Genomic DNA, 20,384 nt, shown 5'->3' with positions numbered 1-20,384 from the left:
GAGCGCAGCGCGAGGGATCATTGGGGGACGGTGGAGCCGGTCATTCCGGTACAGACCGAGATCCATTTCATCAGGAGCCTTCAGACCATGACGGAAACCAGCGAGCTCGACGACTCGTTCCACGTCTTCGACACCACCCTGCGCGACGGCGCGCAGCGGGAGGGCATCAACCTCACCGTCGCGGACAAGCTGGCCATCGCACGGCACCTGGACGACTTCGGCGTGGGCTTCATCGAGGGCGGCTGGCCCGGCGCCAACCCGCGGGACACGGAGTTCTTCGCACGGGCGCAGGCGGAGATCGCCTTCCAGCACGCCCAGCTGGTCGCCTTCGGCGCCACCCGTCGCGCGGGCGGCAAGGCGAGCGAGGACCACCAGGTCAGGGCGCTGCTGGAGTCCGGCGCCCCGGTGATCACCCTGGTCGCCAAGTCCCATGACCGGCACGTCGAACTCGCGCTGCGCACCACGCTCGACGAGAACCTGGAGATGGTCCGCGACACGGTCTCCTTCCTGAGGGAGCAGGGCCGCCGCGTCTTCGTCGACTGTGAGCACTTCTTCGACGGCTACCGCGCCAACCCCGAGTACGCCAAGGCCGTCGTCCGTACGGCGTCGGAGGCCGGCGCCGACGTCGTGATCCTCTGCGACACCAACGGCGGCATGCTCCCGGCGCAGGTCCAGGCGGTCGTCTCGACGGTCCTGGCCGACACGGGCGCCCGGCTCGGCATCCACGCCCAGGACGACACGGGATGCGCGGTCGCCAACACCCTCGCGGCGGTGGACGCGGGCGCGACCCACGTCCAGTGCACGGCGAACGGCTACGGCGAGCGCGTCGGCAACGCCAACCTCTTCCCCGTCGTAGCGGCCCTGGAGCTGAAGTACGGCAAGAAGGTCCTCCCCGACGACCACCTCCGCGAGATGACCCGGATCTCGCACGCGATCGCCGAGGTCGTGAACCTCACCCCCTCCACCCACCAGCCCTACGTCGGCGTCTCCGCCTTCGCGCACAAGGCCGGACTGCACGCCTCCGCGATCAAGGTCGACCCCGACCTGTACCAGCACATCGACCCCGAGCAGGTCGGCAACACCATGCGCATGCTGGTCTCCGACATGGCGGGCCGCGCCTCCATCGAGCTCAAGGGCAAGGAACTCGGCGTCGACCTCGGCGACGACCGCGAGCTGGTCGGCCGGGTCGTCGAGCGGGTGAAGGAGCGGGAGCTCAAGGGCTACACATACGAAGCGGCCGACGCGTCCTTCGAGCTGCTGCTGCGCGCCGAGGTCGAGGGCAGGCCGCTGAAGTACTTCGAGGTCGAGTCCTGGCGCGCGATCGTCGAGGACCGCCCCGACGGCACCCACGCCAACGAGGCCACGGTCAAGCTCTTCGCCAAGGGCGAGCGCATCGTCGCCACCGCCGAGGGCAACGGCCCGGTCAACGCCCTCGACCGCGCCCTGCGCGTCGCCCTGGAGAAGATCTACCCCCAGCTCGCCAAGCTCGAGCTCGTCGACTACAAGGTCCGCATCCTGGAGGGCAAACACGGCACCCAGTCCACCACCCGCGTCCTCATCGCCACCTCCGACGGCGAGGGCGAGTGGTCGACGGTCGGCGTCGGCGAGAACGTCATCGCCGCGTCCTGGCAGGCGCTGGAGGACGCGTACGCGTACGGGCTGCTGCGGGCGGGGGTCGAGCCCGCCGAGTGAGCTGGGCGGTGACCATCCGGGCCTGGCGCTCGTTCAGGGAAACGTACTTCCCGGAAGTGCGGTTCCCCTGGCGTGAGACCCGAACTGACGGCGTTCGCCACGGATGACGGCCCGGAAGCCACGATGGCCGTGGTGTCCGGGCGCCGCCGTCAGGGCAAGTCCGGCGGGATGCCGATCGACGTCTCGTACGGCACGGTCGCCGACCCGCACACCCGCACCAGCCACGAGGTCGACGTCGTGGTGCGCGGGGCGGTGGGCCAGGGCAACGGCGTGCTGCTCTCCCTCGGGGAAGCGAAATGGGACCGCGTCATGAGCACCGGCCACCTCGACCGGCTCCGCCACATCAAGTCCCTGCTCGCAGGGCGCGGCCAGGACGTCTCGGCGGTACGCCTGGCCTGCTACAGCGGCGCCGGCTTCACCGACGACTTGAGGGCGGCGGCGGACGCCGCCGGTGACGTGGTGCTGGTGGATCTGGGGCGGCTGTACGGAGGCGAGTGACGAGGAATGGGAGGCCGCTCCTGTGGCTGGGGCGCGGTTTCCCCCTCTTCCTACCCGTGCCTGTCCTGCCGCGCGAACCCGAGGAATGCGGCCCAAGTTCCGGGTGTCACGGTGAGGTTGGGGCCGGTGTTCTTGGAGTCGCGGACGTGGACGGCGGAGGGCCCGGTGGCGACCTCGACGCAGTCGCCACCCTGGCCGACGCACGCTCTCATCCGGTGAGAGGGCCCGTGACCGCAGCATTCCATGGTCCGCACCCCGGACGCCGACCCGGAGTCGGAACACGGCCGCGGCCTGCTGCTGGTGGCCGCGCCGGCCGACAAGTGGGGCGTGAGGGAGCGGGATCCGGGCAAAGTCGTCTGGTGCGAGTTCAGGGTTGCCGGGTGCCTTGACGGCTCTTTGGGGCGCCAGTTCACTCACGCCGTGAGGTAAGTGATGAGTGGACCAAGAGAGCCAAGGGGGAAGCTCTGTGCGTTCCATGCGAAGAACCGCCCTGCTCGTCTCCGCCGCCCTGCTGACCGGATTGCTGCCGCTGACCGCCGCGAGCGCGGCGGCCGGCGCCGATGAACCCGTGCCCGTCCCCGTCGACCGCTTCGAGGGTGAGATCCCCTTCGCGAGCCCGCCCGCCGAGGGCATCTTCACGTGGGGGAGCGACGCCGACGACCCGCCCACCCTCCAGCTCAGCCCAAGATCAGACGCCCCAGAGGGCGAGAAGGTCCTGACCGGCACCTACGACATCAGCGGCTACGGCGGCTTCACCCACGACTTCGCCTTCGACAAGCCCGCCCACGACTGGTCGGCCCACAAGGGCATCCGCTTCTGGTGGGACGGCCGGAACAACGGCAAGAAGATCGCCTTCGAACTCAAGGACGGCGGCGCCAACGGCGAGGCCTCCGAGCTGTGGACGACCTCTTTCACCGACGACTTCAGTGGCTGGAAACAGATCGAGATCCCCTTCACCGACTTCACGTATCGCACGGACTACCAGCCCGTCGGCGGCATCGACCAGGTCCTCGGCCTCACCGCGATGTGGGGCTACGCCGTCACGCTCCCCGTCGGCGTCAAGGGCGACTTCGCCATGGACGGCGTCGAGCTCTACGGCAAGGCGGACCAGTCGCTGCGCGCGTCCGTGACGACCGGCGCCGCCGTGTACCCGGTACGGGAGGGCGGCACGGCGGGCGTGCAGATCTCCGTCGTCACCACCGGGTCCGCTCCGATCGACGAGCCCGTGACGGTGACGTACGAGACGGTGGGCGGCACCGCCGACCCCGGCAAGGACTTCACCCCGGTCTCCGGCACGATCACCTTCCCCGCCGGCACCGCCTCCGGCACGACCCGTACCGTCCAGGTCCTCACCCTCAAGGACCGGTCGGCCGAGTCCGCGGAGACGGTCCCGTTGAAGCTGACGGTCACCGGCGCCAAGGCCCCGGCGGAAACCGCGCAGGTCGTCGTGGACGCGCACGGACTGCCGTATCTCAACGACAAGTTGCCCGTGAAGAAGCGCGTCGCAGATCTCCTCTCCCGCATGACCCTGGCCGAGAAGGCCGGTCAGATGACCCAGGCCGAACGCGGAGCGCTCACCGCGCCGGGTGACATCGCGGCGTACGACCTCGGCTCGCTGCTCTCCGGCGGCGGCTCGACGCCGACGCCCAACACCCCCGAGGCCTGGGCGAAGATGATCGACGGCTTTCAGCTGCGGGCCCAGGCGACCCGCTTCCAGATCCCCCTGATCTACGGCGTCGACGCGGTGCACGGCCACAACAACCTGGTCGGCGCGACGATCATGCCGCACAACATCGGCATCGGAGCGAGCCGCGATCCCGGGCTCGCTTACAAGGCGGGCGCGGTGACCGCCGCCGAGGTCCGCGCTACCGGCATCCCGTGGGACTTCGCCCCCTGCCTGTGCGTCACCCGCGACGAACGCTGGGGCCGCTCCTACGAGTCCTTCGGCGAGGACCCCGCCCTCGTCGAGTCCATGGAGACGGTCATCCAGGGCCTTCAAGGGCGCGCGGACGGACGGGACCTGGACCGGAACGACAAGGTGCTCGCCACCGCCAAGCACTTCGTCGGGGACGGCGGCACCGAGTACGGCTCCTCCACCACCGGCACCTACACCATCGACCAGGGCGTCACCAAGGTCACCGAGCGGGAGCTGGAGGCCGTCCATCTCGCGCCGTACCAGGACGCCGTGGACCGGGGCGTCGGCACGGTCATGCCGTCGTTCTCCTCCCTCGACCTCCTCGGCGACGACGAGGGCCCGGTGAAGATGCACGCGAGCGCCGACATGATCAACGGCGTGCTCAAGGACCGGATGGGCTTCGACGGCTTCGTGATCAGCGACTGGCAGGCCATCGACCAGATCCCGGGCGACTACCCGTCCGACGTCCGTACGTCGATCAATGCGGGCCTCGACATGATCATGGTCCCGTACGCGTACAAGGACTTCCACACCACGCTGGTCGACGAGGTCGAGGCGGGACGCGTCAGCGAGCAGCGGATCGACGACGCCGTCTCCCGCATCCTCACCCAGAAGTTCCGGCTGGGGCTCTTCGAGCAGCCGTACGCCGACACGAGCGGCGCCGCCGAGATCGGTTCCGCCGGTCACCGGGCCGTGGCGCGCGAGGCCGCGGCCGAGTCGCAGGTGCTGCTGAAGAACGCGGGTTCCGTCCTGCCGCTGAAGAAGTCGCAGAAGGTGTACGTCGCCGGGTCCAACGCCGACGACATCGGCAACCAGAGCGGCGGCTGGACGGTCACCTGGCAGGGCTCGTCCGGGGACATCACCGAGGGCACCACGATCCTGGAGGGGATGCGGAAGAGCTCAGCGCAGCTGACGTACTCCAAGGACGCGTCGGCGCCGACGGCCGGCCACGACGTCGGTGTCGTGGTCGTCGGCGAGACCCCGTACGCCGAGGGCGTCGGTGACGTCGGCAACGGCCACGACCTGGAGCTGACCGACGCCGACAAGGCAGCCGTGGACAAGGTGTGCGCGGCGATGAAGTGTGCGGTGCTGATCGTCTCCGGGCGCCCGCAGCTGATCGGCGACCGGCTCGGCGACATCGACGCGCTGGTGGCGTCCTGGCTGCCGGGCACGGAGGGCGACGGGGTGGCGGACGTGCTGTACGGCAGGCGGCCGTTCACCGGGCAGCTTCCCGTGACCTGGCCGAAGTCGCAGGCGCAGCAGCCGATCAACGTCGGCGACCCGGCGTACGACCCGCAGTTCCCGTACGGCTGGGGCCTGACCACGCTGACGAAGGTCCCGCAGGGCGGGGCGGCCACGCTGAAGGCGCTCGGGATCGCGGCGGCGCTGGCGGAGAAGGCCGGTTCTGCGGAGGCCGGCCGCGCGATCGTCGGCAAGGCGCGGCTGATCGTCCAGGAGAGGACCGGCGCGAAGATCACGGCGGCGGTGGCGGGGCCCTTCGCCGACGCCGATCACCTGCTGACCACGGGACGCTATGCGGCGGCCGTGCAGAAACTGACGGCGGCCTACCGGGCGGCTTGAGGTACTGGTCGGGGGGAGGTGCGGTGCGCGGCCCGCATCTCCCCCCGACGGAGACGTCCGATCCACGGGTCTTTCAGGTACTTTCGACAGTATGAAGGTCGCGATACCGCGCCGAGGCTTCATCGGACTGCTGATCGCCCTGGCGCTCGCCGCGCTGACCGTCGTAGCGGCGAACGCCCCGCGCGCCTCCGCGGGCACGAGCGTCTCGGCCGTAGCCGAAGCACTCAAGGAGAGCCCCGTCTACGTCGACCCGGCCGCCTCCGCGCAGCTGTCGACGTCGGACGCGGACGCGCTCGCCGAGCAGATCAAGGACGCGGACAAGCCGCTGTTCGTGGCGGTTCTGCCCGCGGACCACCCCACCGACAACCTCTTCGAGAACCTGCGCACCGCGACGGGCATCACGGGTGCGTATGCGATCCGCCTGGGCGACGACTTCGACGCCAAGGCCGACTCGTCGGTCCTGTCGAACGAGGCCGTGCGGAACCTCGTCACCAGCGTGCAGGACGAGCCGACCACCCAGAGCCAGCTCACCGCCTTCACCGACCGGGCCCTGGCCAACATGGGCGGCTCGGCCCCGTCCTCCTGGGGCTCCACCGGCACCGACGACGGTGTGCCGGTCGCCGGGCTGATCACGATCGGCGCGGTGCTGGCGGCCGGCGGCGCGGGCGCGTACACGATCGTGCGCCGCAACCGGCGCCGGCACGAGGAGGAGCAGCGGGCCGCGCTGGAGAAGCTGCGGGTCGTCGTCGACGAGGACATCACCGCCTTCGGCGAGGAGCTGGACCGCCTCGACTTCCATCCGGGCGAGCCCGGCGCGGACGACGCCATGCGGGAGGACTACGAGCACGCGCTCGACTCCTACGACAAGGCGAAGACGCACATGGCGGAGGCGGAGAAACCCGAGCACGTCCGTGCCGTCACACAGTCCCTGGAGGACGGCCGCTTCTCGCTGGCCCGGCTGGAGGCGAGGCGGGAGAAGAGGCCGCTGCCCGAACGCCGTCCGCCCTGCTTCTTCGACCCGCGGCACGGTCCGTCCGTCGCCGACGAGACGTGGACGCCGTCCGGCGGCGCACCCCGCGAGGTGCCCGTCTGCGCCGCCGACCGGACCCGGCTGGCCGACGGCCGCGACCCGATGGTCCGCGAGGTGGACACCGACTCCGGCCGCCGCCCGTACTGGGAGGCCGGACCGGCGTACGGCCCCTGGGCGGGCGGCTACTTCGGCGGCGGCATCCTGCCCGGCCTCCTGATCGGCACCATGCTCGGCAGCATGATGGCCACCCCCTCCTACGCCGCCGACTACGGCTCCGGCTACGGCGACTTCGGCACCGCCGGCTACGAGGGCGGCGACGTCTCCGGAGCCGACTTCAGCACGGACGACTTCAGCGGCGGCTTCGGCGGCGGGGACTTCGGAGGCGGAGGGGACTTCGGCGGAGGATTCTGAACACGCGGGGCGGAACCCGCCCCACCGGCGCACCCTGGGACCCATGACGAGTCTCTACGACCATGCGGGCGGCGCAGAGGCCCTCCACCACCTGGAGGAGATCTTCTACGCGAAGGCGCTCGCGGACCCCGTCCTGCGCGCGCTGTTCCCGCACCGCGTCCCGACCCATGTCGACCACCTGACCTGGTTCACCGCCGAGTCCTTCGGCGGCCCCGACCGCTTCACCCGCGAACTGGGCTTCGCGTACATCATCGACGTCCACCGCGGCCTGCACATCACCGAGGAACAGCGCGAGCGCTTCGTCCAGGTCTATCTGGAGTCGCTGGACGAGGCGGGGTTGCCCGACGACGAACGGTTCCGTGCGGCTGTGCGGGAACACGTCGAGTTCGGCTCACGGGTGGCCCAGCAGAACTCGCACGCGAAGACGGACGACGACCTGCATCCGCTGCGGGAAGTCCCACGCTGGACCTGGTAGTTCGCGTTCGGGGACGGGCCCCGGCGCACATCGGCACCGGGGCCCGTCGGGCCGTACGAGAGGGGGAGCGCTCAGGCGGAGCTCAGAGCGAGGAAGCCGCCGAAGCGATCGCGGAGGCGAACGTCGAGACCTCGGTGTAGACACCCGGCGCGTTCGGCCGGGCGCACCCGATGCCCCAGCTGACTATGCCGACCTGGATCCACGCGTTGGACGCGTCACGGCGGAACATGGGCCCACCGGAGTCGCCCTGGCACGTGTCGACACCGCCCGAGGCAAAGCCCGCGCAGATCTCCTCGTTCGCGACGAGGCCGCTGTAGCCGCTGTAGGTCCGGCAGGTGGCGTCACTGACGAACGGCACGGTCGCCTTGAGCATGTACCGCTGCTGGCTGCCGCCCTCTCTGGCGGCGCCCCAGCCGGCGACGGTGAAGGTGCCGGTGTTGTACTGGTTGGTCGTGGCGATCTTCAGCGTCGGCAGGTTGATCGGCTGGGCGAGCTTGATGAGGGCCCAGTCCTTGCCGGTGCCGTTGTAGCCGGGGGCGCGGTAGACGTACGTCGAGCGGACCTGGACGCGGCCGGAGGTGGACTGGAGGTCCACGACGCCGGCGGTGGCGGTGATGCTGGTGTTGGGGCCGGTGGAGCCCACGCAGTGCGCGGCGGTGAGCACGATCTGCTGGGTGTAGAGCGCGCCGCCACAGCCCATGGAGAGCCGGACCATGAACGGGAACTCGCCCTGCGCGGCGCGGGTTCCGCCGACGACGGGCGCGGGGGCGGCCTGCGCCGAGGACACGGGCTGAAGGCTGACGACCGCGAGCACGGCCGCACCGGCGACCGCGCATCTCTTGAGGGCTTTGAGGAGAGTCTTCAACGTGACGCCTTCCGTGGGGGGTTGGCAATCGACCGGCCCACGCCCGCTCATGTCCGACATGAAGCTTCTGGCATGGACCGGTCAATTCCTGGTTGCTGGATTATGTGGACGCTGTGAGCGCGTGCACAAGGACCGAAAACCGGCCAACCACCTAGTTCCTTCGTGGCGTGATCGCGACGATGACGACGCGGCATGGAGGGCTCGCCTACGGTTCCCCCATGACGTCTCCCGACGAGCCGCAGCCCCACGCCTTCGCGTCCGTCGCCGACCTGGACGCCTGGCTCACCGCTCACCCGGCGCCGCATCCCGGTCTGTGGGTGAGGGTCGCGAAGAAGGGCTCGGGCATCGCCTCCGTCACGGCCGCCGACGTCAATGACGTGGCCCTCTGCCACGGCTGGATCACGGGGCAGCGCAGGGCGCTCGACGAGTCGTACTTCCTGCAGCGGATCACTCCACGCAGGCCGGGCAGCCTCTGGTCGATGGTCAACGTGCGGCGGGTGGCGGAACTGAGCGCGGTCGGCCGGATGCGCCCCGCGGGCCTTGCGGAGGTGAACGCCGCTAAGGCGGACGGGCGTTGGGAGGCGGCGTACGAGTCGCAGAAGGAGGCGACGGTCCCGGCGGAACTGGCCGTGGCCCTGGACGAGAACCCCCGCGCCAGGGCGGCCTTCGAGAAGCTGGGCAGGACCGACCGCTACCAGGTCATGCTGGGCCTCCTGCGCGCCCGGACCCCGCAGCGCCGGGCGGATCAAGTGGCCGCGATACTCCGGGAGTTGACGAAGCGCCGGTGAGCCGAGGCTCACCGGCGCTGTCGCGGAGTGTCACGCGTTCTTGATCGCCGAGATGTCGAAGTTCAGCTTGATCTTGTCGGAGACCAGGACACCGCCGGTCTCCAGCGCCGCGTTCCAGGTCAGGCCCCACTCGGAGCGCTTGATCTCCGCCTTGCCCTCGAAGCCGACGCGCTCGTTGCCGAAGGGGTCCTTCGCGGCGCCGTTGAACTCCAGGTCGATGGTGAGCGGCTTGGTGACGCCGAGGATGCTCAGGTCGCCGGTGATCCGGTAGTCCTCGTCGCCGAGGGCCTCCGCCTTGGTGGAGCGGAAGGTCATCGTCGGGAACTCCTCGATCTTGAAGAAGTCGGCGCTCTTCAGGTGTCCGTCACGGTCCGCGGACCCCGTGTCGACGCTGTCCATCTTGACGTCGATGGAGGCGGTGGACTGCGTCGGGTCGCTGCCGTCCAGGTGCAGCGAGCCGGTGAAGTCGAGGAATTTGCCCTTGACGTTCGTGACCATGGCGTGGCGGGCGACGAACCCGATCGCGGAATGCGACGGGTCGATGGTGTAGTCGCCGGTCAGCGCGGCCAGGTCGGGGGTCGCCGCGGCGGACTCGGCGGCGGCGGTCTCGGTGGTGGCTTCCTTGCGGCCGAAGATGCCCATGATCTGCTCCAAGGGGGACGGGTCGCGGCTCCGGGCGGAGACCACGGCCGGTGATGTTGAATGTTCAACGAGCTCAACACGGCCGACCGTAGACCTATTCCGTTCGAGCTTCAACGTCTTCGCGCCGTGTTCTTGAAAGGCGGCCGGGCGGTCCCCTCGAGGTACCCTCGACCGGCCGTCGAACCGCGCCTGAGTTTCACTCCGGCGATGGCATGTGCCTCACATGAATGTGAGGTGGCTCTCGGCTGACGAGTTTGTGCGACCCCTACAAGCCGGATCCCCTCTGACCAGTCGGAACGGCTGCATGCCGTCGAGGTTCTGTTCAGGGGTACCAGGAAAACAGGCCGGAGACTGTACGGAGTCGACGGCCCTCTTTCCTTGCTCTCCTTCGTAAGGTCGCTACATGACCGTTTTGGATGAGGCGCCGGGTGAGTCCACGAGCGAGCCGACCGACGCCCGCGGGCGCGTGGCCGAGCTGCACGAGATCCGGGCGCAGGCGGTAGCCGGTCCGAGCGAGAAGGCGACCACGGCGCAGCACGCCAAGGGCAAGCTGACCGCCCGGGAGCGCATCGAGCTGCTGCTTGACCCCGGTTCCTTCCGGGAGGTCGAGCAACTGCGCCGGCACCGGGCGACCGGCTTCGGTCTGGAGGGCAAGAAGCCGTACACGGACGGTGTGATCACCGGCTGGGGCACGGTGGAGGGCCGCACGGTCTTCGTCTATGCCCACGACTTCCGCATCTTCGGCGGTGCGCTGGGCGAAGCTCACGCCACGAAGATCCACAAGATCATGGACATGGCCATCGCGGCCGGCGCGCCGCTGGTGTCGCTGAACGACGGTGCGGGGGCCCGTATCCAGGAAGGCGTCAGCGCGCTCGCCGGATACGGCGGCATCTTCCAGCGCAACACCAAGGCGTCCGGGGTGATCCCGCAGATCTCGGTGATGCTGGGCCCGTGCGCGGGCGGCGCGGCCTATAGCCCGGCGCTGACCGACTTCGTGTTCATGGTCCGCGAGACCTCGCAGATGTTCATCACCGGCCCGGACGTGGTCAAGGCGGTCACCGGCGAGGAGATCACCCAGAACGGCCTCGGCGGCGCGGACGTACACGCCGAGACCTCCGGCGTGTGCCACTTCGCCTACGACGACGAGGAGACGTGCCTCGCCGAGGTGCGCTACCTGCTGTCGATGCTCCCGCAGAACAACCGCGAGAACCCGCCCCGGGTGGACTCCACGGACGCCCCGGACCGCCGCAGCGACGTCCTCCTCGACCTGGTCCCGGCGGACGGGAACCGGCCGTACGACATGGCGAAGGTGATCGAGGAGATCGTCGACGACGGCGACTTCCTCGAGGTCCACGAGCGCTGGGCCCGCAACATCATCTGCGCGCTGGCCCGCCTCGACGGCCAGGTCGTCGGCATCATCGCCAACCAGCCGCAGACCCTCGCCGGCGTCCTCGACATCGAGGCCTCGGAAAAAGCTGCGCGCTTTGTCCAGATGTGTGACGCTTTTAACATTCCGATCGTGACTTTCCTCGATGTGCCGGGGTTCCTCCCCGGTGTCGACCAGGAACACGGCGGGATCATCCGGCACGGAGCGAAGCTGCTCTACGCCTACTGCAACGCGACCGTGCCGCGGATCTCCCTGATCCTGCGCAAGGCCTACGGAGGTGCGTACATCGTCATGGACAGCCAGTCCATCGGTGCCGACCTGACGTACGCCTGGCCGACGAACGAGATCGCGGTGATGGGCGCGGAAGGCGCGGCCAACGTCATCTTCCGCCGGCAGATCGCCGAAGCCCCGGACCCCGAGGCGATGCGGGCGCGGATGGTCAAGGAGTACAAGTCCGAGCTGATGCACCCGTATTACGCGGCCGAGCGCGGTCTGGTCGACGACGTGATCGACCCGGCGGAAACCCGCGAGGTCCTGATCAAGTCCCTGGCGATGCTGCACACCAAGCACGCAGACCTGCCCTCCCGCAAGCACGGCAACCCTCCGCAGTAACCCGGCGGACCCTCTGCGCTACCCGCGCGGAAACCTCTCTCACGGAGACTGAGACCTATGAACACCCCTGACATCCGCGTCGAGAAGGGCCACGCCGAGCCCGAGGAAGTCGCCGCCATCACGGCCATCCTCCTCGCCCGCGCCGCCGCCCAGCCGCCCACCGAGCCGACCCACCGAGGCCGCGCCAAGGCAGGCTGGCGCCGCCTGGAGCGCGAGCCGGGCTTCCGGGCACCGCACAGCTGGCGCTGAGACCCGCGCCCGTAAGGGGCGCGGGGAACTGCGCGACCAGCCACATACGGCCTGCAGGCGGCCAACTACCCGTAGGGGCAGCCCGGTAGCCGCACGCTAAAGGGGGCGCCCTCTCCAAACGGAGAGGGCGCCCCCTTCACGCTGCACCGCGCGGCTAGCGCAACCGCGCCATCAGCGCGTGCTCCACGAGCGTGATCAGCGTCGACTTGGCGTCCGCGCGGTGGCGGGCGTCCGTCGTGATGATCGGGGTGTCGGGGCCGATCTGGAGGGCCTCACGGACCTCGTCCGGGTTGTACGGCTGCTGTCCGTCGAAGCCGTTGAGGGCGATGACGAACGGGAGTCCGCTGTTCTCGAAGTAGTCGACCGCGGGGAAGCAGTCGGCGAGACGGCGGGTGTCGACCAGGACGACCGCGCCGATGGCGCCGCGCACCAGGTCGTCCCACATGAACCAGAACCGGTCCTGACCGGGGGTGCCGAACAGGTACAGGATGAGGTCCTGGTCCAGGGTGATGCGGCCGAAGTCCATGGCGACCGTCGTGGTCGTCTTGTCCCCGGTGTGGGTGAGGTCGTCGATGCCTGCCGAAGCAGACGTCATGACGGCCTCCGTGCGCAGCGGGTTGATCTCCGAGACGGCGCCGACGAACGTGGTCTTGCCCACGCCGAAGCCGCCAGCCACCACGATCTTCGCGGACGTGGTGGAGCGGGAAGGCCCTCCGCTAGAGCTTGCGAAGTCCACTGAGCACCCTTTCGAGCAGTGTCACGTCTGGCTGGCCGCCGGCGTTCTCGTCGCCGCCGGGCTGATGGATGGCGACCAGGCCCGCCTCCGCCAAGTCGGCGACGAGGATCCTGGCCACGCCGAGGGGGATCGTGAGGAGAGCCGAGACCTCGGCCACCGACTTGATCTCTCGGCAGAGGTTGCAGATCCGCTGATGCTCGGGCAGCTGGCCCTGCATCTGATGCGGCTGCGCGGTGGTGTGTACCAGTGCCTCGATGGCGAGCTGGTAGCGCGGGCGCGTCCGGCCGCCGGTCATGGCGTACGGGCGCACCAGGGGGTTGCTCGTCGCCCCGGCGGGCGCCGGCTCAGGGGCGCGTCGCTGCGGCTGCACCGGCTGGATGCGCGGCTGATGCGGCTGGTCGTACGGCCCGGGACCCTGCGGACCCTGAGGCGCGTACGGTTGCCGCCGCTGGCTCGGTGCGGAGGGGAAGTTGTACCGGTTCGCCGACCCGTCGTCCTGGCCCGGGCCCTGGGCAGGGCCGTATGACCAGTTGCCCGAAGACGAACCGCCTGGGGGTGTTGCCACTTTCTCCTCCTCCGACTGTGCCTGGCACCCATCACTGTGGAGCCGCGTCCCGAAACCTTACGGCCACGGGACGCCAAAACGCACCGTCTGACTGTTAGTTGAGAAGGCTCCCTTGGAGCTCCGCACGCAGATCAGGGGTGAGGACCGTACCGGCACGGTCCACCAGAAGCGCCATCTCGTACCCAACGAGGCCGATGTCCGCCTCCGGGTGTGCAAGTACTGCGAGCGACGAACCGTCGGAGATGGACATGATGAACAGGAATCCCCGCTCCATCTCCACAACCGTCTGGTTCACACTGCCGCCCTCGAAGATGCGCGAGGCACCGGCGGTCAGTGAGGTCAGACCGGAGGCGACCGCCGCGAGCTGGTCGGCGCGGTCGCGCGGAAAGCCTTCGGACATCGCCAGAAGGAGTCCGTCGGCGGAGACCACCACCGTGTGGGACACCCCGGGGGTGTTGTCCACGAAGTTGGTGATCAACCAGTTCAGGTTCTGCGCCGCCTGGCTCATCGGGCTCACACTAACGCTCCTGGTTGTAGGTGCTGTCAGGACCACTGTGTTGATTCCTAGTGGCCTGGCCGTTCGTTTCACTTCCCGCGCTGCGGCCCCGCTGGACACCGCGGCGCAGGTTGCTCAGCCTGCCCCGGACGTCCTCGGGAGCGCGGGAGACCTGTGGGCCACCCTGAGGGGTCGCTTCGGCGGTGCCCTCGACCAGGTTGGCCTTGGGTACCCGCCGCGGCAGGCCGGAGGCGGTCACTCCGCCCGCCTTGGGCTTCCGGAGCTGTGCGGCCTGCTGCCAGCGCGCGTCGTTCGCCGAGCGCCAGTCGCCGTTGCCGTTGCTTTCCGGTGCGGAGGCCGGCTGCTCCTGGTTCACGGGCCGCGAGCCGTTGCCGTTCGCGGGGGTGGATCCGCGGCGGGGCAGTCCGGCGTCGGTCAGCTCGTGAGACGCGGAGGGGGCCGGTCCCGGACGGTCGAAGCCTACGTGGTCGCTTTCACTCACGTCAGCGGCCTGCGTGGGCTCCGGTTCCGGAGCGTACTCGGACCCGTAGCCGTTCTGGTAGTCGTTCTGCTGCGGCCAGTCGTCCTGGTAGCGACGCTCCTCGAAGGCCGCGAACGTCTCCGGCGCGGAGCCGCCGGGCGCCGAGTGGTCCTCCTGGACCGGCTCCGGATAGGAGGGCTCGGGGTAGCCGCCGTTCGATGAGAACGTGTCGCCCTGCGGCAGGCCCCCGTTCGGCGCGTAGTACGGCTCGTCGTACGCCGGACGCTGCTGCTCCTCGTACGGCGTCTGCTGCCGCTCGTCGTACGCCGTCTGCTGGTCGTACCCGCCGGGCTGCTCGGGGTAGCCGGTCTGGCCGCCCTCGTAGGGCTGCTGCATGTCGTCGAACGCGTCGGCGTACGTGGGGGCGGAACCGTCCTGGGCGGGCTGCTGACCCGGGTTCTGCGGACTCTGGGACTCCAGGGCCGCCCGGCGCTCCTCGCGCATCAGGGAGCGGCCTACGGGGTCCAGCTCGCGTATGTCGTCCGGGACCTCGGAGTAGCGGCTGTCGTCGAAGCCGAGTTCCGCGGCCGTGCGCATCGGCTGGCGGTTGAAGTCCTCACCCTGGAAGCTGCGCTCCGGGATGATCTGGGAGACCGTGAACTCGTCCGGGGCCGACTGGTAGTCGCCGCCACCACCGTGGGTGATCGCGTCGGGCAGCATGACCAGGGACGTCGTACCGGCCTGCTCGCCGGAGGGACGCAGCTGGACCCGGATGCCGTGCCGGTCGGACAGCCGGCCGACCACGAACAGGCCCATGCGCTGGGAGATCGCGGCGTCCACGGTCGGCGGGTTGGCCAGCTTGTGGTTGATGTCCGCGAAGTCCTCGGCGGTGAGGCCGATGCCCTTGTCGTGGATCTCGATCATCACGCGGCCGTCGGGGAGACGGGTCGCCGTGACGCGGACCTTGGTCTGCGGGGAGGAGAACGTGGTGGCGTTCTCAAGGAGCTCGGCCAGCAGGTGCACGAGGTCGGTGACCGCGCGGCCGTGGATCTCGGCCTCCGGGACACCGGAGAGCTCGATGCGCTCGTACTGCTCCACCTCGGAGGAGGCGGCGCGCAGCACGTCGACCAGCGGGACCGGCTGGTCCCAGCGGCGGCCGGGCTCCTCGCCGGCGAGGACCAGGAGGTTCTCGCCGTTGCGGCGCATACGGGTCGCCAGGTGGTCCAGCTTGAAGAGGTTCTCCAGCTGGTCCGGGTCGGCCTCGTTGTTCTCCAGGTCGGTGATCAGGGTCAGCTGGCCCTCGATCAGCGACTGGTTGCGGCGCGACAGGTTTGTGAAGATCGCGTTGATGTTGCCCCGCAGCAGAGCCTGCTCGGCGGCCAGCCGGACCGCCTCGCGGTGGACCTGGTCGAAGGCGCGGGCGACCTCGCCGATCTCGTCGGTCGAGTTGATCGGGATCGGTGCGACCCGGGTGTCGACGCGGCCGGGGTCGGTGCGCGAGAGCTGGTCGACCAGCATCGGCAGGCGCTGCTCGGCGATGCCGAAGGCGGCGTTGCGCAGCTGGCGCATCGAGCGGGACATCTGGCGGGCCACCATGCCGGCCAGGATGAACGCGGCGAGCAGGGCGACCACGACGGCGGCACCCACGATGATGGCGTCCCGCTTGGCCTCGTCGGCGATCGTCGCGGCCTCGTTCACCGCGGTGTCGGCCAGGTCGTTCTCGATCTGCTGGTAGGCGTTGTACTTGAGGGTGTTGACCGCCCACCAGTTCTGGGCGGTGATGCCCTTCTCACCGAGGGCCTCACGGACGGAGGGGTCCATGCCCTGCATCGTCGCGATCGCCGAGACCATGGTGGTCGTGTTCGCCGGCGGCGGCACGTACTTCTCGCCCTGCGCGGCGGCGTCCGCGGCGGCCTGCTTGGCCATCGCCGCACCCTCGGCCTTGATCCGCACCTCGGCGTCCTTGAGCTTCTGCTCGTCCGCCGCGGTACCACCGCCGATGTACTCCTCGACGGCGATGCCTTCCAGGTACGCGTACGAGGAGAGGGCGACGCGCTGCTTGCCGAAGCCCTGGGCGTCCGGGCCGGGCTTGATCAGCAGGTGCATGCCGATGGAGCGCTGCAGCGACAGGGCCGCCTTGGTCAGCTCGATGGCGTAGACGGTCCGGCCGTAGCTGGTGATGTTGCCGGTGCCCAGACCGAGCTCGTTGGCGAACTCGGTGAGGGGGTGCGCGACCTCGACGTAACCCTCTTCGGTCTGCACGCCGGTCAGCTTGCTCGTGTACGCGGCCGCTCGCAGATCGGCGAGCTTGGGCTCCGCGTCGCGGAACAGCTTCAGGCGGCGCTCCAGGCCCGCCTTCTGCGGCATGTTCTGGGCCGCTTCGTCGAAGGCGTCGGCGGCCTTGTCCGTGGCCCCGCGCAGCTTGGTGACGGTCGCCTTGTCCTCGGCGTTCTGTGCGCTGCCCTTCAGCAGGGGCGCCGCGGTGGTGTCACGCTCGATGTAGAGCGCGTCGGCGTAGTTCAGGGAGGCCCGGACCAGGCGCGCGGTGTTCTCCGCGTCCTCGGCCTCCTGCCACGTGTCGATCGAGCTCTTCACCTGGAAGCCGCCCATGACCAGGCCGACCACCACGGGTATGAGCAGGATCGCGTTCAGCCGGGTCGGCACGCGCCAGTTGCGTGGGGAGAAACGGCCGCCGCTTGGAGCCGGCGCGGCCGTTGGCTCCGATCCGGGCACATGGGCGGGCGCCGCTCCGCGCGGCGGCGGGGTGAAGTTGCCCCGCGCCGACGACGGCTCGGGACCGTTCTTGCTTCGCCTCACTCGACCAACAACCTCTCGGCGGTCGGCACCTTCGTTGTGCCGCAGTGTCTCAGAGCCCTGTTCGTCATCGACTGATGAGTACGTCTTTGACTATTGGGCAGTTCAGGCATTCCAGCACGTGGCCGTGCGCTCTTCCAAACAGTGGAAAGCGATCATTACAAGCGATGTAAGCCCCAGATAAAACGGTCATAAAGAGCGAGCCCCGTCAAATGACGGGGCCTTTGTGTGCGCAGCGACACGAGTCGACCGCGACGCGTGGCGGTACCACCCGATTCCTCTGCCGAAACGTTATGAACACCGTGGCCGACCGTGTCAAAGGACACAGTCGGCTCCGGGACATCTACGACAACTGCCGTATGGCGCTTCCGACTTGAATGTGACGTGAGCGCTACCTCAGACGAGCCATGAGAGCGTGCTCGACCAGCGTGATCAGGGCACTCTTCGCATCCGACCGGTGCCGGGCATCGGTCGTGATGATCGGGGCGTCCGGACCGATCTGCAGCGCCTCGCGCACCTCTTCGGGCGCGTACGGCTGGTGTCCGTCGAAGCCGTTGAGGGCGACGACGAACGGCAGACCGCTGTTCTCGAAGTAGTCCACCGCCGGGAAGCAGTCTGCCAGGCGCCGGGTGTCCACCAGGACCACGGCACCGATGGCGCCGCGGACCAGGTCGTCCCACATGAACCAGAACCGGTCCTGACCCGGCGTACCGAACAGGTACAGGATCAGGTCCCGGTCCAGCGTGATGCGGCCGAAGTCCATGGCCACCGTGGTGGTGGTCTTGTCCGCGGTGTGGGTGAGGTCGTCGATGCCCGCGCTCGCGGACGTCATCACGGCCTCGGTGCGCAGCGGGTTGATCTCGGAGACGGCGCCGACGAACGTCGTCTTGCCGACGCCGAAGCCGCCGGCCACCACGATCTTCGCGGAGGTGGTGGCCCGACCTCCGTCAGAGCTTGCGAAGTCCACTGAGCACCCTTTCGAGCAGTGTCACATCGGGCGCGCCGGTGCTCTCGTCGCCGCCCGGCTGATGGATGGCGACAAGGCCGGCCTCGGCGAGGTCGGCGACGAGGATCCGCGCCACGCCGAGCGGCATGGCGAGGAGAGCCGACACCTCGGCGACCGACTTCACCTCACGGCACAGATGGCAGATGCGCTGGTGCTCCGGGAGGAGTCCCATGAGCGCCGCCGGGTCGGCCGTAGTGCTGATCAGGGCCTCGATGGCGAGCTGGTAGCGCGGCCTGGTACGGCCGCCGGTCATCGCGTAAGGACGTACCAGCGGCTCGTCGCCTTCGTCCCCGTACGGCTCCGCGTACGGATCATGAGAGGCGGTGGGCGGGGTCATGAATCCTCCGGGCGGGACAGCAAGTCGGTCAGTCGTGCCGTCAGACGGTGGCCGGTGGGGGGATTGTGGCGGCCGGACGGTGATTTGGTGAGACGGGTGGATCCGGGGCGGGTCAGTGGAGCAGACTTCCTTGCAGTTCGGCGCGCAGGTCGGGCGTGAGCACTGCGCCCGCGCGGTCGACCAGCAGCGCCATCTCGTAGCCGACCAGACCGATGTCGCACTCGGGATGGGCGAGGACGGCCAGGGACGAGCCGTCCGAGACGGACATCAGGAACAAGAAGCCGCGTTCCATCTCGACGACCGTCTGTGCCACATCGCCCCCCTCGAAGATCCGGGAGGCCCCGGCCGTCAGCGAGGTGAGACCCGACGCGACGGCCGCGAGCTGATCGGCCCGGTCGCGCGGGAACCCTTCCGACAGCGCCAGAAGGAGACCGTCGGCGGACACGACGACGGTGTGGGACACCCCAGGGGTGTTGTCCACGAAGTTGGTGATCAACCAGTTCAGATTCTGTGCCGCCTGGCTCATCTGCCTCAACTAACGCTCCTGCTGGTGAGTGGGGTTCGGGAAGCTGCCGGTCTGACCGCTACCGGCCTGGCGACCCTGCGAAATACCCCGACGGAGATTGGTCAGCCGGCCGCGTACGTCATCAGGCGCACGGGAGACCTGCGGACCGCTGTTGTGCTGTTGCTGCTGAGCCGTACCCGGGACGAGGTTCGCCCTGGGTACCCGGCGCGGCAGGCCGGAGGTGGTGACTCCGCCCGCGGCCGGCTGCCGCACACGCTCTGCCTGCCGAATGAGATCGTCATTCGGCGAGCTGCGCCAGTTGCCGGTTGCGGGACGCTGAGGGGCGGGAGCGTGCTGCGGCTGCGGCGGGGCGGCCGGCGGGGGAGCCGAGCCGTTGCCCTGCTGCGGTCCGCCCTGGCTGCCCTGACCGTGGAACCAGTTGGTCTCGAGAGTGTCGTACAGCGGCGTACGTCCGTCACCCGGGCCGGCCGGCGGCAGCGCCTCCGGCTCCTGGCGGGTGGGCCGCTGCGGCGGACGCGGCGGTACGGGCGGACGCCCGGCACCGTAGCCGTTGGTGCCGTTGGCGCTCGCCGGGTTCTGCCGTCCGGGCTGCGGCGGGTAGCCGTAGCCGCCCGTGGAGCCGTTGTTGTCGTACGCCTGCGGGGCCGGCTGGTTCCCGGTCTGGCCGAAGACGTCCGGGCGGACGAACTGGCCCGTGTCCTGGCCGGAGCCGGAGTTCTGCGGAACCGCTCCGGGACGCGGGAACTCACCGGAGTTCTGGTCCGGCCTGGGGAACTCACCCGTGTGGTGCGGGGCGCCGGTGCCCGGGCGCGTGAACTGCCCGGTGTTCTGCGGCCCGTTCGCACCCGGCTGCTGCGGGGCGAAGTCCGCGGGGCCCTGCCGGCCCTCGCTGCGCGGAACCGCCGGGAAGCCGGAGGTCGATGCCGGGCCACGGTCGTCGATCCGCGGCATCGGCGCGGTCTGCGACGGGTCGCGCTGCTCGTCGTGCCCGCGCGGGGTGTCGAGCGAGGCGCGCGACACCGACGGCTGCGCGTTCTCGTCGCTCCAGCTCGGCGTGCGCGGCTGCTGCGCGTTGCCGCCCGGCAGCTCGGCCCGTGCTCCGCCCCGCGGCGGCAGCTGCGGCCGACGGCCACGACGCCCACCACGTCCGGATTCCTTGTTCGATACGGCGTCCTGCGCGTTCTGACCCTGTGACGGCCCGCCCGTGCCCGCGGCCGTCAGGCCCTGCGGGGCACCCGGCGCCTGGCCGCCGAAGCCGGCACCCGCACCGGCCGGAGC

General features: G+C 69.7%; 18 protein-coding genes and 2 pseudogenes. 9 read left to right on the top strand and 11 right to left on the bottom strand.

The genetic code is table 11. The features are described from left to right. The first annotated feature begins 87 nt into the window (after positions 1-87). Together cimA and AB0I98_RS35815 are read left to right on the top strand one after the other, a co-directional pair. Positions 88-1,692 (top strand): citramalate synthase, encoded by a 1,605-nt coding sequence (gene cimA, locus AB0I98_RS35820; protein WP_362949209.1) that lies wholly within the window; start codon positions 88-90, stop codon positions 1,690-1,692. A gap of 72 nt (positions 1,693-1,764) precedes the next feature. Next, positions 1,765-2,190: a hypothetical protein gene (locus AB0I98_RS35815; protein WP_362949207.1), complete on the top strand. Its 426-nt coding sequence runs from the start codon at positions 1,765-1,767 to the stop codon at positions 2,188-2,190. Positions 2,191-2,240: 50 nt separating this feature from the next. Here AB0I98_RS35815 and AB0I98_RS35810 read toward each other — a convergent pair whose 3' ends face one another. After that, a complete protein-coding gene (locus AB0I98_RS35810; RefSeq protein WP_362949206.1) occupies positions 2,241-2,435 on the bottom strand; it encodes a DUF397 domain-containing protein in 195 nt (64 codons plus the stop codon). A gap of 19 nt (positions 2,436-2,454) precedes the next feature. Here AB0I98_RS35810 and AB0I98_RS35805 point away from each other — a divergent pair. The 4 genes and pseudogenes from AB0I98_RS35805 to AB0I98_RS35790 form a co-directional block, all read left to right on the top strand. Next, a pseudogene (locus tag AB0I98_RS35805) lies at positions 2,455-2,619 on the top strand (ATP-binding protein); the annotation flags it as partial. A gap of 46 nt (positions 2,620-2,665) precedes the next feature. After that, positions 2,666-5,686 carry a glycoside hydrolase family 3 N-terminal domain-containing protein gene (locus tag AB0I98_RS35800; RefSeq protein ID WP_362949204.1) on the top strand — a complete coding sequence of 1,007 codons (3,021 nt, stop codon included), beginning with the start codon at positions 2,666-2,668 and terminating at the stop codon, positions 5,684-5,686. Between the two features lie 91 nt (positions 5,687-5,777). Beyond that, positions 5,778-7,127, top strand: coding sequence for a hypothetical protein (locus AB0I98_RS35795; protein ID WP_362949203.1), 1,350 nt, complete (start codon positions 5,778-5,780; stop codon positions 7,125-7,127). Between the two features lie 43 nt (positions 7,128-7,170). After that, positions 7,171-7,602: a group II truncated hemoglobin gene (locus tag AB0I98_RS35790; RefSeq protein WP_362949201.1), complete on the top strand. Its 432-nt coding sequence runs from the start codon at positions 7,171-7,173 to the stop codon at positions 7,600-7,602. An 82-nt stretch (positions 7,603-7,684) separates the two neighbouring features. On the opposite strand, the gene AB0I98_RS35785 is transcribed toward AB0I98_RS35790, so the two are convergent. Further along, positions 7,685-8,467 (bottom strand): serine protease, encoded by a 783-nt coding sequence (locus AB0I98_RS35785; RefSeq protein WP_362949199.1) that lies wholly within the window; start codon positions 8,465-8,467, stop codon positions 7,685-7,687. Between the two features lie 218 nt (positions 8,468-8,685). Here AB0I98_RS35785 and AB0I98_RS35780 point away from each other — a divergent pair, with 218 nt between their 5' ends. Then, positions 8,686-9,255, top strand: a complete 570-nt coding sequence (locus AB0I98_RS35780) for a YdeI/OmpD-associated family protein (RefSeq protein WP_362949197.1) — start codon at positions 8,686-8,688, stop codon at positions 9,253-9,255. Positions 9,256-9,285: 30 nt separating this feature from the next. On the opposite strand, the gene AB0I98_RS35775 is transcribed toward AB0I98_RS35780, so the two are convergent. Further along, positions 9,286-9,897 carry a YceI family protein gene (locus tag AB0I98_RS35775; protein WP_362949281.1) on the bottom strand — a complete coding sequence of 204 codons (612 nt, stop codon included), beginning with the start codon at positions 9,895-9,897 and terminating at the stop codon, positions 9,286-9,288. A gap of 403 nt (positions 9,898-10,300) precedes the next feature. Here AB0I98_RS35775 and AB0I98_RS35770 point away from each other — a divergent pair, with 403 nt between their 5' ends. Together AB0I98_RS35770 and AB0I98_RS35765 are read left to right on the top strand one after the other, a co-directional pair. Beyond that, positions 10,301-11,896, top strand: a complete 1,596-nt coding sequence (locus tag AB0I98_RS35770; protein WP_362949195.1) for an acyl-CoA carboxylase subunit beta — start codon at positions 10,301-10,303, stop codon at positions 11,894-11,896. Between the two features lie 57 nt (positions 11,897-11,953). Beyond that, positions 11,954-12,145 (top strand): acyl-CoA carboxylase subunit epsilon, encoded by a 192-nt coding sequence (locus AB0I98_RS35765; protein WP_210577335.1) that lies wholly within the window; start codon positions 11,954-11,956, stop codon positions 12,143-12,145. Positions 12,146-12,299: 154 nt separating this feature from the next. Here the strand turns inward: AB0I98_RS35765 and AB0I98_RS35760 are convergent, their stop codons facing one another. The 8 genes and pseudogenes from AB0I98_RS35760 to AB0I98_RS35725 form a co-directional block, all read right to left on the bottom strand. Next, positions 12,300-12,881, bottom strand: a complete 582-nt coding sequence (locus tag AB0I98_RS35760; protein ID WP_026243582.1) for an ATP/GTP-binding protein — start codon at positions 12,879-12,881, stop codon at positions 12,300-12,302. Then, a complete protein-coding gene (locus AB0I98_RS35755; protein WP_362949194.1) occupies positions 12,862-13,446 on the bottom strand; it encodes a DUF742 domain-containing protein in 585 nt (194 codons plus the stop codon). The genes AB0I98_RS35760 and AB0I98_RS35755 overlap by 20 nt, the downstream gene beginning before the upstream one ends. Before the next feature lie 94 nt (positions 13,447-13,540). Beyond that, complete coding sequence (locus AB0I98_RS35750; protein ID WP_033321188.1) at positions 13,541-13,954, bottom strand: roadblock/LC7 domain-containing protein; 414 nt, start codon at positions 13,952-13,954, stop codon at positions 13,541-13,543. Positions 13,955-13,964: 10 nt separating this feature from the next. After that, positions 13,965-17,240 (bottom strand): nitrate- and nitrite sensing domain-containing protein, encoded by a 3,276-nt coding sequence (locus AB0I98_RS35745; protein WP_362949193.1) that lies wholly within the window; start codon positions 17,238-17,240, stop codon positions 13,965-13,967. A 388-nt stretch (positions 17,241-17,628) separates the two neighbouring features. Then, positions 17,629-18,204 carry an ATP/GTP-binding protein gene (locus tag AB0I98_RS35740; protein ID WP_362949191.1) on the bottom strand — a complete coding sequence of 192 codons (576 nt, stop codon included), beginning with the start codon at positions 18,202-18,204 and terminating at the stop codon, positions 17,629-17,631. Further along, complete coding sequence (locus tag AB0I98_RS35735; protein WP_210577342.1) at positions 18,185-18,580, bottom strand: DUF742 domain-containing protein; 396 nt, start codon at positions 18,578-18,580, stop codon at positions 18,185-18,187. The genes AB0I98_RS35740 and AB0I98_RS35735 overlap by 20 nt, the downstream gene beginning before the upstream one ends. Positions 18,581-18,692: 112 nt before the next feature. Continuing rightward, the gene (locus AB0I98_RS35730; RefSeq protein ID WP_030231800.1) at positions 18,693-19,106 is read right to left on the bottom strand and encodes a roadblock/LC7 domain-containing protein; all 414 of its coding nucleotides are present in this window, start codon (positions 19,104-19,106) and stop codon (positions 18,693-18,695) included. 9 nt (positions 19,107-19,115) lie between these two features. After that, a pseudogene (locus AB0I98_RS35725) lies at positions 19,116-20,384 on the bottom strand (hypothetical protein); the annotation flags it as partial.

Origin of the sequence: Streptomyces sp. NPDC050211 (assembly GCF_040656035.1) — a bacterium.
GTDB lineage: Bacteria > Actinomycetota > Actinomycetes > Streptomycetales > Streptomycetaceae > Streptomyces.
Note: the sequence above shows the minus strand (reverse complement) of the source record. Positions and strands in the feature narration are given on the sequence as shown.